This is a genomic window from Sinomonas humi (genome assembly GCF_000802235.1).
In the GTDB taxonomy this organism is placed as follows: Bacteria; Actinomycetota; Actinomycetes; order Actinomycetales; family Micrococcaceae; genus Sinomonas; species Sinomonas humi.
In genome coordinates this window covers 1-12,637 of record NZ_JTDL01000138.1, presented here as the reverse complement: position 1 = coordinate 12,637, position 12,637 = coordinate 1, and the positions used below count along the sequence as shown (strand labels likewise).

The window sequence follows — 12,637 nt, the reverse complement described above, 5'->3', positions numbered from 1 at the left end:
CGTCGCGATACCGAAGATCAGTCTTCGAACGGCTTGACCTGCTCGACCGCCACGACCTGCGGCGTGCCCTCGACGGTCACGTGGAACACGAGCATCTCGCCGGGCGCGAGGTAGGGGTCCTCCGCGGGGAGCTCGCTCTCGATGCCCGGCTCGCACCGCTCGGCGAAGGCCCCGAGCAGGGCAGGCAGCACGGGCCGGTGGGTGCAGATGAGGGCGCTCGACCGCTTGTCGAAGAGCTTTCCCACGATCGCCGCGGCCTTCTCCGGCTTCCGCTTGTACGCCGCCTCGGTGAGCTTCTCGTTGAGGCGGACCTTGACGGTGCCCTTCGAGGCTGCGATGTACGGCTGGACGGTGTCGACGCAGCGACGCCACGGGCTCGTGACGACCCGCTTGGGCCGCCAGGCAGCGAGGAGCCTTGCAAGGGCCGCGGCCTGCCGGACGCCTGATGCAGCCAAGGTCCGATCGCCCTCGGCCTTGGTCCACGAGCCCCGCGGCTTCGCCTTGGCGTGCCGAAGAAGGATGAGCGGCAACGTGTCGAGCTCGCCGCGCCGGTGGCATTCCGCGAGCCAGCGCAGGGGCAGGACGTCTGTGGGGTTCGTCAGGAGCGTCGCCGCCTCCTCGACGCCGCACCAGTGCACCGAATCGACCTCGGTGCCGTCAGGGCGGATGACGGCGCTCGGCGGCACTTTGAGCGCCCAGTAGTGGACGATCTTCAACCCGGCCGTGACGTGGTAGCTCGTGGCCGGGAGTGGGACGCCGAGCGGTTCCTCGAGGCCGATCTCCTCGCGCACCTCCCGGATCGCGCACTCGGGCATCGTCTCGCCGCGGTCCTGCTTGCCCTTAGGCCAAGACCAGTCGTCATAGCGCGGGCGGTGGATCAGGAGCACCTCCAGCTCGCCCGAGCGGATACGCCACGGGAGGGCTCCGGCCGCGTAGACCGAGACGGGCTCGCCCAGGACCTGGCCTTCGTCGGCAATGCGCGGTTGATCCGCCATCGTCACCGCAGGGACGAGGACCGCTGGCGGGCGCGGGACGCGAGCAGCCACGACTGGATGTCCTGAAGGGGAGGGCCCTCCGCATCGATGTGGTGCCGGGTCCAGGTGCCGGTCCGGTCGAGGTGCCAGCTTGATGTGCTGTCGTCGAGGTAGCGGTCCAAGAGGGCAATCAGCTCGTTGATGTCCTCGCGGTTCCGGAGCTGGACGAGGGCCTCCACCCGCCGGTCGAGGTTGCGGTGCATCATGTCCGCCGAGCCGATGTAGACGACGGGGCTCCCCCCATTCGCGAACGCGAACACGCGCGAGTGCTCGAGGAACCGGCCGAGGATGGAGCGGACCGTGATGTTCTCGCTCAGCCCCGGCACGCCGGGCCGCAGCGAGCAGATGCCGCGAACGATGATGTCGACCTTCACTCCCGCCTGGGAGGCGCGGTAGAGCGAGTCGATGATGGCCTCGTCGACCATCGAGTTGACCTTGATGACGACGCGCGCCCGGAGGCCCGCCCGAGCGTTCCTGATCTCCGTCTCGATGCGGTCGATCAGCCCCGAGCGCACCGAGCGCGGTGCGACGAGGAGGCGCTTGAACGTGGACTTGGGAGCGTAGCCGGAAAGCTGATTGAAGAGTTTGGAAAGGTCCTCGCCGACCTGCTCGTCGCACGTGAGGAGCCCGAGGTCCTCGTAATACCGGGCCGTTCTCGGGTGGTAGTTGCCGGTGCCGATGTGGCAGTAGCGGCGGAGGCCGTCGTTCTCCTGCCGGACCACGAGCGAAAGCTTGCAGTGGGTCTTGAGCCCCACGATGCCGTAGACCACGTGCACTCCGGCCTGCTCGAGCTTCCGCGCCCACGAGATGTTCGCCTGCTCGTCGAACCGGGCCTTGATCTCGACGAGGGCCAGCACCTGTTTGCCGGCCTCGGCCGCGTCGATGAGCGCGTCCACGATCGGCGAGTCGCCCGAGGTGCGGTACAGGGTCTGCTTGATGGCCTGAACCTTCGGATCCGCCGCGGCCTGCTCCAAGAACGCCTGGACCGAGGTCGAGAAGGAGTCGTACGGGTGGTGCAGGAGGATATCCCGGCGGCGCATGGCCGCGAAGACGTTCGCGGCCTTCGACGTCTCGGACTCGTTGAGGAAGCGCGAGGTGTGGGCGAGCTGCTTCGGGTAGTGGAGCTCGGGCCTGTCGATCGCGCTGATCACCGAGAGGCCACGGAGATCGAGCGGCCCCGGGAGGGAGTACACCTCGGCCTCGTCCACGCCGAGCTCCCGGACCAGAAGGGCCCGGATGTTCGGATTGATGTCCGTTGTGACCTCGAGGCGAACTGGCGGACCGAACCGCCGCCGCAGGAGCTCCTTCTCGAGCGCCTGGAGGAGGTTCTCGGCGTCGTCCTCTTCGACCTCGAGGTCCTCGTTGCGGGTCACGCGGAACGTGTGGTGCTCCACAACCTCCATCCCCGGGAAGAGCTGGTCGAGATGAACCGCAATGAGGTCTTCGAGGGGGATGAAACGTGCGAGCCGCCCGGCGACGCTCCCGGCCCGCGGGCCGTCTATGGAGATGAGCCGCGGAAGCTGGTCCGGCACCTTGAGGCGCGCGAAGAGGTCCTTGTCGCTCACAGGATTGCGGACGACGACGGCGAGATTGAGCGAGAGGCCCGAAATGTAGGGGAACGGGTGGGCCGGGTCGACAGCGAGGGGCGTCAGGATCGGGAAGACCTGCTCGGAGAACAGGGTGCTCAGGCGCTCGTGCTCGGCCTCGCCCAGATCGTCCCACGAGACGAGCTGGATGCCGGCTTCGGAGAGGGCGGGGCGAATCTGGTCGTTGAAGACGCGGCAGTGGCGCTCCTGCAGTTCGTGCGCTGCGACCGAGATCTGATCGAGGACCTCGTGCGGGCTAAGCCCCGAGGCAGAGGGGACGGCGAGGCCGGTCGCGATGCGTCGCTTGAGACCGGCGACGCGGACCATGAAGAACTCGTCGAGATTCGAGGCGAAGATCGAGAGGAAGTTCACGCGCTCGAGCAGGAACAGCTCGGGGTCCTCTGCGAGCTCGAGGACGCGCGCGTTGAACGCGAGCCAGCTCAGTTCCCTGTCCAGGAAGCGGTCTGGGCCGATCTCCCCAGCGGGGGAGGGGCTTGGCTGGAACTGGGGGATGTCGATCCGGTCCTCTGTCGCCCGAGAGGCTGGGACCTCTGACGAACCGAAGACGGGCGCAGCGCCGCTGGGCCGTACGGCAGTACGGGTCGTCCCGACGGCGGCGAGGTCAGGATTCTGCGGCGCCAGTGCTGCAGTGCTCTCGTTCTGGGCTTCAGTCACTGTTCCTCCGCAGGAGCTCTTGTCCGTTCGGAAACCAGCCTACAAGGGCTGTGGCCTGATCGACCCGCCGCGACCGGCCGTCGGCTCAGGCGCGGGCAGGCTGGGGAGGCCCGTAGAGCACGTCCTTGTCCCAGAGCGTGAAGCCCAGCTTGCGGTAGAGGGCCACGGCAGCCGCGTTGTCAGCGTCGACGTAGAGCATGATCGTCTTGAGCCCTTGGGAGTGGAGGTAGTCGATCCCCGTCCGGGTCAGGGCGAGGCCCAGGCCCCGCCCTTGCGCTGACGGGTCGACGCCGACGACGTAGACCTCTCCGATCGGCTTGTGCTCGCCGTGGGCGGGATGCACCTTGGTCCAGTGGAACCCGAGGATCCGGTCATCGCCGTCGACCGCGAGGAAGAAGCCGGCAGGGTCGAACCACGGCTCGGCCATGCGGGCCTCGAGATCGCTTCGGCGAAGCGCGCCCTGCTCGGGGTGGTGGGCGAAGGCAGCCCTGTTGGCCTCGAGCCACGCTTCCTCGTCCTGCCCGGGCACAAAGTTCCTCAGGGCAACGCCCTCGGGAAGGCTAGGCGTCGGCCCCTCGGCGTGGCGCACCATGACCATTCGCCACAACTCGCGCAGGGGAACGTACCCGTAGAGCGCCGCGAGCTCAGCAGCCGCCTCGTGGTTCCCATGGGACCAGGCAGTGAGGCCTTCCTGGCCAGCGGGTCCCCGCAGTTCCCGGATCGCTTCGACGAGCCGTACACCCACACCCTGGTTGCGGTAGTTCGGATGGACGGCGAGCTCGACGACTCCCGTGCCGTCGGGTTGGAACGCAATCGCAGCTACCCCGGCAAGGTCCTGTGGCGCCTCTGACTCCGACGTGTCGTCGAGCGCGTGCACCGCGACAGTCAGGATCTCCTCCGATCTCGTCTCGGGCGAGCGCTGGAGCACGATCGTCTGCTCGGAAAGCGACGGCGTGCCGTCGGAATCCTCTGCGGCGGCAAGGAGCGCCTCGACCTCGCTCCACAGGGCACGGGGGACGCGTCCCTCGACGACGGTGGCGGGCCAGTCCTGGGGGTTTGCGCTCGTCATGCAGCAAGGCTAGCGAATGCGGGGGAGGCGTGGGCCGTTTGGCGCCAGTCGCGGCGTCTGTGTAGAGTGGTGGCTCGCCGCTGAAAGGCGGTCGCGGGGGATCCACCAGTGGGGTGGCCTTGATACGTTCGACCCGTATGTCCTCCACAAGCCGAAAGGCCCTGCACGGATTCGTGCAGGGCCTTTCGTGGTCCCGGGGGCAAGGTTGGCTGTGCCCGCCTAGGCGTCGCTCAGCTCGTCCTCGTTGAGCCGCGTGAGAGTGAGCCGGTAGCCCACGTTTCGAACGGTGCCGATGAGGCCCTCGTGATCGGGCCCGAGCTTGGCGCGGAGTCGCCGAACGTGCACATCGACCGTTCGGGTGCCCCCGTAGTAGTCGTATCCCCATACCTCCGTGAGGAGCTGCTGGCGGGTGAAGACGCGGCCCGGATGCTGTGCGAGGTACTTGAGCAGCTCGAACTCCTTGAACGTGAGGTTGAGCGCCTCCCCGTTGACGCGGGCGGTGTAGCTCGCCTCGTCGATGACGACGCCGGCCGCCCTGATCTCGGTCTCGGGCTCGTCGACGCGGGCCGAGCGTGACATGGCGAGGCGAATGCGTGCCTCGATCTCGGCAGGACCGGCCGACTCGAGGACGATGTCGTCGACCGCCCATGCCGACGAGATGGCCGCCATCCCGCCTTCGGTGAGGATGAGAAGGAGAGGGGCGCTCAGTCCCGTGGCCTTGAGGAGCTGGGTGAGCGAGCGGGCGCCCACAAGGTCTTTGCGCGCGTCGAGGAAGATCACGTCGGCCGGATCCGCGTCGAGCAGGGCAGTCGGCTCGGCCGCGAGGATGTGCACCTGATGGTTCAGGAGCTCGAGGGCAGGGAGGACCTCGACCGAAGAGCCTCGGCTATTGGTCAGCAGCAGGATGTGCGACATGGTTCCTCCCGAAGAGCAGGCTGCACACCGTCGGGCAGGTCGTTCCTATTTGAACGAGTATACGTGGAGCGCTATGGAAGGATGGCTGTGTGAAGACGTGGATCGGAGGCGCGGCGGCCGCGGGCATAGGCGTGGCGGGCACGCTCGCACTCGTCGTGTCGAGCCTCGGCGGCCCATTCACGCAGGCTGCGGTCGCCGTCGTCCTCTCCGCAGGAGCAGGGCTCGGATGGCCGTTCTTCCTCGGCATTCCCGCCAAGCGGACCAACGGTGTCATTCTTGCGCTTTCGGGCGCAGTCTCGGGAGTCGCCGCCGCGGCGGCGAGCGGCCCGGAGTACCTTTCGTGGACACCGTCCGTCATCGCCTTGGGGATCATGGCCGTCATCGTCGTCCAGCTGATCCGCGGAACCGGGCAGTCCCACCGTCTGGAATCGACACTCGGGGCGAGCTCCGGCGTCCTGCTGTGCGCCCTTGGGGCAGGCTGGATCGCGACCGCGCGCTTCACGGGCATGGGCTCGATGCTTCTCGTCGCGGGCATCAGCACGACGGTCGCGCTTCTGGTCGGTGCGATCAACTGGCCGGACACGATCGTTGCGCCTCTCGCCATCATCTTCGCAGGGCTCGCCGCGCCCCTCGCCGCGCTCGTGCTCACGGGCGTGACCGTGATTCCAGCCACAGCTGCAGGCGTCCTCATCGGAGCGGTCCTCGCGGCGGTACGGCGCCTCAACCGGACACGCCTGCGGCCGATGCCGCGCCCGGGCCTCGTCGCGCTCGCCCTCGGTCCGGTGCTTGCCGTCGGATCGCTCGCCTATTTCATCGACAAGCTCCTCATCTATTGAGCCGTCATGCGACGAGCACCCTCTTTGGGAGGCGTTACGATGGCGCTATGTCTGTTCTTGCCTGGGAAATCCTCTTCCTCGTCCTGCTTGTGATCGCCGGGATCTCGATGGCCTGGTTCGCTGTGTACGCGATCCTCGGGCTGTTCCGCGGCCAGCGCTGACCCTCGCGGAGACCACTAATGCCCATCGAGATCCCAACCGGACTCACCCCCGAGCTCGTCCCACTGTCGTGGCTCATCGGGGAGTGGGAGGGTCGCGGGCGTCTCGGCGCGGGTGAGGCGGGTGACGAGCACTTCGGGCAGCACGTCACGTTTGCACAGAACGGCTTTCCGTACCTCGAGTACAAGGCCGAGAGCTGGCTCTGCGATGAGAACGGCGCAAAGCTGCGCCCCCTCTCCGTCGAGACCGGCTACTGGCAGCTGGACCGCCCGCTGCAAGACGCCGACGGAGGCCCCGGTCTCACGCCCCCGGACATCGTCCCGGCCTACAAGTCCGCGGACGAGGTCGAGCGGCTCCGGAACGCGGATGGGGGCTTCGACATCGCCGTCACGATCCTCCACCCGGGGAGCATCGCCGAGCTCTACTATGGCCAGATCAAGGGTCCCCAGATCCATCTCAGCACGGACGCCGTCATGCGCGGCGCTCACAGCCATGACTACTCCGCCGCGACGCGCCTCCTCGGACTAGTCAACGGCGACCTGTTCTGGCGTTGGGATGTCGCCTCGGGAGGCTCGCCTCTTGGCCCGCATGCCTCGGCAATCCTTCACCGCGTGGCAACGCCGGAGACGCCGCAGCAGCCCACCGAATGAGAACTTCGGTCCTCGCGGACTGAAACCGAACGTCTGGACGTTGTGACTGTCATGAGTTTCGTTTCTCCCCTCCTCGGACGGCCGGGCGCCGTCGCCGCGTCCGGCGCTGACGCGGGTGTGGCCGCCCACTACGGTGACCCTGTACGCGAGCAGCGCCTGCTCGCCGAGGGGAGCGCCGTCGTCGACCTCTCGTTCCGGGGCGTCGTCACTGTTGCTGGCCCCGACCGGCTCACATGGCTCACAACCCTCTCCTCCCAGCAGGTCTCGGCGCTGGTCCCGGGCCAGTCGGCGGAACTGCTCCTCCTGAGCGTCCAGGGCAGGATCGAGTACGACGCGCGGATCGTGGACGACGGCGAGAGGGCTTGGCTCCTCGTGGAGGCCGCCGAGGCCGAGGGCCTCGCCGCATGGCTCGACTCGATGCGGTTCATGCTCCGTGTCGAGGTCGCCAACGTGAGCGACGAGTGGGGCGTTCTGGGCGCGACCCGCCGCCTCGAGGTGCTAGCCGAAATCGTGGGCGTCGGCCCCGTGTGGGAAGACCCGTGGCCCCACATCGCACCGGGCGGGTACAGCTACGCGCCCGTGCCGGAGCAACAGCACCCGGGCCTCGAACGCCCGTGGTTCGAGCACCTCGTTCCGGCCGACCAGCTCGGCGTCGCGGCCGCCTTGCTTGATGCCGCGGGCACGGGCCTCGCGGGTTCCATGGCCGCTGAGGCGCTTCGCATTGCCGCATGGCGTCCGCGCATGGGCTTCGAGAGTGACGACAAGGTCATTCCGCACGAGCTGGACCTGCTGCGCACGGCGGTGCACCTGTCCAAGGGCTGCTACAAGGGTCAGGAGACGATCGCGCGAGTCCACAACCTCGGGCACCCCCCGCGGCGGCTCGTCATGCTCCAGCTGGACGGTTCCGCGCACACGCTCCCTGCCGTTGGGAGTCCGGTTCTCCAGCGGGCGGACGACGGCGCCGAGAAGCAGGTCGGGCGCGTCACCTCGGCGGCCCTTCACTACGAGATGGGCCCGATCGCCCTCGCAATCGTCAAGCGCAGCACGGACCCCTCCGCAACGCTCGTTGTCCGCGGCGAGGCGGAGGGCGAGGAGTATGCGGCTGCCCAGGAGCTCATCGTTGCTCCGGATGCGGGTCAGGTCGTGCAGCGGCCCGCCGGCCTGCTGCGCGGCCAGCCATGATGCCAGGAGGAAACGTGACCGACAACGCAGGCCAGCCAGCCGACAGCAGGCCGGCCCCGAGCCAGCCGGACGCCGACGTCATCGAGCTGGCCACGCGCCTCTTCGATGCAGCAAGGAGTGGGGACGAGCCAACGCTGCGCGCCTATCTCGAGGCCGGGGCGCCGTCGTCGCTCGCCAACCAATCGGGGGACACGCTCATCATGCTGGCCGCATATCACGGCCACGCAGGCACCGTTCGCCTCCTCGGCGAGCACGGCGCCGACGTCCAGACCCCCAACGATCGCGGGCAGACACCGCTCGCGGGGGCGGTCTTCAAGGGGTATGCCGACGTCGTCGACGCCCTTCTCGAGTTCGGAGCCGATCCCGACGCCGGAACTCCCTCCGCCCGTCAGGCCGCGCAGATGTTCGGCCGGGACGAGCTCATTCAACGCTTCAACGTGTGAGGTTCGTCTCCTAATACCTCGAGGCGGACTCCTGCGGACTGAAGCTGTCCTCAGGAAGTGAGACCCTAGTCCGGTGGAAAAAGTCGAACGCCCCTGGGCGGCCCTGTGGTCCCTCGTCATCGGGTTCTTCATGATCCTCATCGACACGACCATCGTTTCGGTCGCCAACCCGGCGATCATGCGGGGCATCGGTGCGGACATCAATGAGGTCATCTGGGTCACGAGCGCCTACCTGCTCTCGTACGTCGTGCCTCTGCTCATCACTGGGCGGCTCGGCGATCGACTCGGGCCCAAGAACGTGTATCTCGCGGGCCTCGTGGTGTTCACGCTCGCCTCGCTCTGGTGCGGCCTCTCGGGCAGCATCGCATCGCTCATCACCGCTCGAGTCGTACAGGGCATCGGCGCTGGCCTCATGACTCCGCAGACCATGGCGGTCATCACGCGAATCTTCCCGCCGGAGCGCCGCGGTGCGGCAATGAGCGTGTGGGGTTCGACGGCGGGCGTCGCCATGCTTGTCGGCCCGATCCTCGGCGGCCTTCTCGTCGATGGTCTCGGCTGGGAGTGGGTGTTCTTCATCAACGTCCCCGTGGGGATCGTGGGCTTCATCCTCGCGTGGCGCCTCGTGCCGACGCTCAAGACGCACGCGCACCGCTTCGACTGGCTGGGCGTCGCGCTGAGCGGTATTGCGATGTTCCTCATCGTGTTCGGCATTCAGGAAGGCCAGACCTACTCGTGGGGGACGATCACCGGTCCTATCACGGTGTGGGGATTGATCATTGCCGGAATCGTCATCATGGTGCTGTTCGTCGTGTGGCAGGCAGTCAACAAGGCGGAGCCGCTCGTGCCGCTCGGACTCTTCCGCGACCGCAACTTCTCGCTCGCGAATCTGGGCATCACGACAGTGGGCTTCACGGTGACCTCGTTCGGACTTCCGACGATCTTCTACTACCAGCTCGTCCGTGGGATGAGCCCCACGCAGTCGGCGCTCATGATGATCCCGATGGCCGTCCTCTCCGGTGGTCTCGCACCCTTCGCGGGCAAGCTCGTGGACCGGGGCCATGCGAAGGTGATGAATATCGCTGGGATGCTCCTGTTCGTCGTCGCCCTCGTCCTGTACTCCGTCCTGCTGACCCCGGATCAGCCGATCTGGATGCTGCTCATCCCGGGTGCCATTCTCGGCGTGGCCAACGCGGGCATCTGGGGTCCCCTTGCGACACTCGCGACGCGGAATCTTCCTCCCCAGCTGGCCGGCGCCGGCTCAGGCATCTACAACACGACCCGGCAGATCGGCGGCGTGCTCGGCAGCGCGGCGATCGCGACGCTCATGGAGTCGCGCCTCGCGGCCGACCTCCCCGCACGGCCGGGTGGTGCCGCGGCGAGCACGAGCAGCCTGGCATCCGGTCCGCTTCCGTCCTTCATCCAAGGCGGCTTTACGACGGCGATGGCTGAGTCGATCCTGCTCCCCGCGGCCGTGATTGCGATCGGGTTCATCGTGGCGTTCTTCTTCGCGAAGGTCCGTCAGCCTTCATGGGGCGCCCCGGCCGACGCGCAGCGCACGGGTACCGAGCCACCCTCGCCTGTGGAGGCCGACCGACCCTAGGCTGGCCCCATGACTTCTTCGGCACCCAGCATCCAGCTCGCTTCCGGACACTCCATCCCGCAGCTCGGCCTCGGGACCTGGCCGCTCGACAACGCGGAGGCGGCGGACGTCGTCGCCACCGCGTTCGAGCTCGGCTACCGGCACGTCGATACTGCGGAGAACTACGGCAATGAAGAAGGCGTCGGCGAGGGGATCCGGCGCTCGGGCGTTGCTCGCGAGGACGTTTTCGTCACCACGAAGTTCAACCGCGCGTGGCACAGCGTCGAGGGGGTGCGAGAAGCGTGGGAGCACGCCGTGCGGCGACTGGGCCTCGAGTACCTCGACTTGTTCCTTGTGCATTGGCCCAATCCTGATCAGGGCACGTTCGTCCAGGCTTGGGAGGGCCTCGTGGCCTTGCGCGATCAGGGGAAAGTCCACTCGATCGGGGTCTCGAACTTCACGCCAGAGCACCTCGACGCGATTATCGAGGCGACTGGTGTGGGACCGGATGTCAACCAGATCCAGTTGAGCCCGTACTGGGTCCAGGACAACGCTCGTGCCTACCATCAAGCACACGCGATCGTGACCGAGTCGTACAGCCCGATCGGGCGGGGCCAGGAACTGCTCTCCGAACCGGCGGTGGTCTCGGTTGCCGAGGCTCACGGGGTGTCGCCAGCCCAGGCCGTCCTGCGGTGGCACACCCAGCAGGGGCTTGTCGCCATCCCGAAGTCGGCCTCGCGTGAGCGGCTCGAGGCGAACCTCGCGGTGTTCGACTTCGATCTCAGCGCGGAGGAGATCCGGAGCCTCAACTCGCTCGATGGCACGGGGCCAACGGCCGCCGATCCGAACACCTTCGGCCACTGAGGCTCGCAGACTCTGCCGTGAGGTACCGAGTCGGATGCCGTAGCGAGCAGTCAGCGGGTCCGTAGCTTGACCGAGGCGACCCGGGCGGAGGGCGCGACCCCGACCGTGTCCGCCAGCCGCAACGCTCCAGCGTTCTGGGCCTGCGCCTCGACCTGCACGAGGAATCCCTCCGCGAGCGCTTCGTGGGCGACGAGGCGCACCATGAACGCACCAAGGCCGCGTCCCCGGAAGCCGGGCGCCACGAGGACGCCGAGGTCTGCGAGGAGACCCTCGATCACCGAGTAGGCCGCGCACGCCACCGGTTCGCCGTCGAGCATGAGCGTGAACCTGTGATCCCGCCGCTCGATTCCCGCCGAGCTGACGTCGTCCGGCGGGCAGCGGGTCTCGAGCTCGACGGCCTGCGGATTCCCTCGCGAGACCTCGGGCTCGGTCTCGGGCTGGAAGAGGGGGAGATCGTCGGCGAAGCCGAGCACGGCCGTGCTGAGCGCGTGAGCGCCCGGCCCGGCGACTCGGAGGAGGGCGCCGCCGCCGAGCAGGTCGTCGTCGGCCAGGTCTGCAGCTTCGTTGACCAGGGCAGTCGGCCCGGAGAGCGCGAGCTGCCCGAAGAGTTCGACGGCGATGAGTTCGCGCGCGCTGTCCCGGAACCCCAGGAGGCGGCCGCCGTCGTCCGAGAACGAAAGGTCCGGCAGGCCGAGGCGACGTGCCCAAGCCAGCCGGACGATCCCCCGGCTGCTCTCGTGGAAAGTCTCGTTCAAGCCGGCCCTAGCCGAAGAGGACCCGGGCCTCGTCGTACCGGTCCTGGGGAACGGTCTTGAGCCGACCGAGGGCGGCCTCGAAGCCGACGTGGACGATGTCTGTGCCGTTGAGCGAGACCATCGTGCCCCAACGGCCCTCGACGACCGAGTCGATTGCTGCCATGCCAAGCCGAGTCGCGAGGACCCGGTCGAAGGCAGTCGGCACGCCGCCGCGCTGGATGTGGCCGAGGACGGTGGCGCGGGTCTCGATGCCGGTGCGGGCCTCGATCTCCGGGGCGAGCTGCTCGCCGATGCCGCCGAGGCGGGGGCGGCCGAACGTGTCCAGGCCGCGCTCCGAGTGGGCTTCGGCCATTGTGTCGGTTGTGAAGCCCTCGGCGACGACGACGAGCGGGGCACGGCCGCGGTCGTGGGCCAGTTTGACCCATTCGACGATCTGGTCGATGCTCACGCGCTGTTCAGGGATGAGGATCGCGTGCGCGCCGGAAGCCATGCCCGAGTGGAGGGCGATCCAGCCGACGTGGCGGCCCATGACCTCGGCGACCATGCAGCGGTGATGGGACTCGCCGGTGGTGCGGAGCCGGTCTATGGCCTCGGTCGCGATCTCCACGGCTGTGTCGAAGCCGAACGTGTAGTCGGTGGCGTCGAGGTCGTTGTCGATGGTCTTGGGCACGCCGACGATCCTGATCCCGGCGTCCGTGAGGCGCTTCGCGGCCGCGAGCGTTCCCTCGCCGCCGATCGCGATCATCGCGTCGATGCCCAGGCGGTCCATGTGGCCCTTGATGACCTGCGGGCCGCCGCCGTTTTCGAACGGGTTCGTGCGCGAGGTGCCGAGGATCGTGCCGCCCTGCTTCGAGATGCCACGCACCATGGTGCGGGGGATCTCGAAGCAG

12 protein-coding genes are annotated in these 12,637 nt (G+C 68.0%); 6 read left to right on the top strand and 6 right to left on the bottom strand.

From position 1 onward, the window contains the following. Positions 1-17: 17 nt before the first annotated feature. From LK10_RS14400 to LK10_RS14385, 4 genes are all read right to left on the bottom strand, one after another. The gene (locus LK10_RS14400; protein WP_043125136.1) at positions 18-995 is read right to left on the bottom strand and encodes an NUDIX hydrolase; all 978 of its coding nucleotides are present in this window, start codon (positions 993-995) and stop codon (positions 18-20) included. Positions 996-997: 2 nt separating this feature from the next. Continuing rightward, entirely contained in the window at positions 998-3,139 is a 2,142-nt protein-coding gene (locus tag LK10_RS14395; RefSeq protein ID WP_231567787.1) for an RNA degradosome polyphosphate kinase, read from the bottom strand. 241 nt (positions 3,140-3,380) lie between these two features. Then, on the bottom strand, positions 3,381-4,364 hold the full coding sequence (gene mshD, locus LK10_RS14390) for a mycothiol synthase (protein WP_043125060.1): 984 nt from the start codon (positions 4,362-4,364) through the stop codon (positions 3,381-3,383). A gap of 219 nt (positions 4,365-4,583) precedes the next feature. Further along, the gene (locus LK10_RS14385; RefSeq protein ID WP_043125058.1) at positions 4,584-5,279 is read right to left on the bottom strand and encodes a winged helix-turn-helix transcriptional regulator; all 696 of its coding nucleotides are present in this window, start codon (positions 5,277-5,279) and stop codon (positions 4,584-4,586) included. Between the two features lie 89 nt (positions 5,280-5,368). Between LK10_RS14385 and LK10_RS14380 the strand changes: the two genes are divergently transcribed. From LK10_RS14380 to LK10_RS14355, 6 genes are all read left to right on the top strand, one after another. Beyond that, positions 5,369-6,115, top strand: a complete 747-nt coding sequence (locus LK10_RS14380; protein ID WP_156144188.1) for a permease — start codon at positions 5,369-5,371, stop codon at positions 6,113-6,115. Between the two features lie 179 nt (positions 6,116-6,294). Continuing rightward, entirely contained in the window at positions 6,295-6,924 is a 630-nt protein-coding gene (locus tag LK10_RS14375) for a nitrobindin family protein (protein ID WP_043125054.1), read from the top strand. Positions 6,925-6,975: 51 nt separating this feature from the next. Then, positions 6,976-8,106: a CAF17-like 4Fe-4S cluster assembly/insertion protein YgfZ gene (gene ygfZ, locus LK10_RS14370; RefSeq protein WP_043125050.1), complete on the top strand. Its 1,131-nt coding sequence runs from the start codon at positions 6,976-6,978 to the stop codon at positions 8,104-8,106. 14 nt (positions 8,107-8,120) lie between these two features. Further along, a complete protein-coding gene (locus LK10_RS14365; RefSeq protein WP_043125047.1) occupies positions 8,121-8,549 on the top strand; it encodes an ankyrin repeat domain-containing protein in 429 nt (142 codons plus the stop codon). Positions 8,550-8,622: 73 nt separating this feature from the next. Beyond that, positions 8,623-10,149 (top strand): DHA2 family efflux MFS transporter permease subunit, encoded by a 1,527-nt coding sequence (locus LK10_RS14360; RefSeq protein WP_043125044.1) that lies wholly within the window; start codon positions 8,623-8,625, stop codon positions 10,147-10,149. Between the two features lie 9 nt (positions 10,150-10,158). After that, the gene (locus LK10_RS14355; protein ID WP_043125042.1) at positions 10,159-10,992 is read left to right on the top strand and encodes an aldo/keto reductase; all 834 of its coding nucleotides are present in this window, start codon (positions 10,159-10,161) and stop codon (positions 10,990-10,992) included. Between the two features lie 50 nt (positions 10,993-11,042). On the opposite strand, the gene LK10_RS14350 is transcribed toward LK10_RS14355, so the two are convergent. Together LK10_RS14350 and LK10_RS14345 are read right to left on the bottom strand one after the other, a co-directional pair. Beyond that, the gene (locus LK10_RS14350) at positions 11,043-11,747 is read right to left on the bottom strand and encodes a GNAT family N-acetyltransferase (protein ID WP_043125040.1); all 705 of its coding nucleotides are present in this window, start codon (positions 11,745-11,747) and stop codon (positions 11,043-11,045) included. A 7-nt stretch (positions 11,748-11,754) separates the two neighbouring features. Beyond that, the coding region (locus tag LK10_RS14345; protein WP_043125039.1) for an ATP-dependent 6-phosphofructokinase at positions 11,755-12,637 on the bottom strand (883 nt) is incomplete at its 5' end.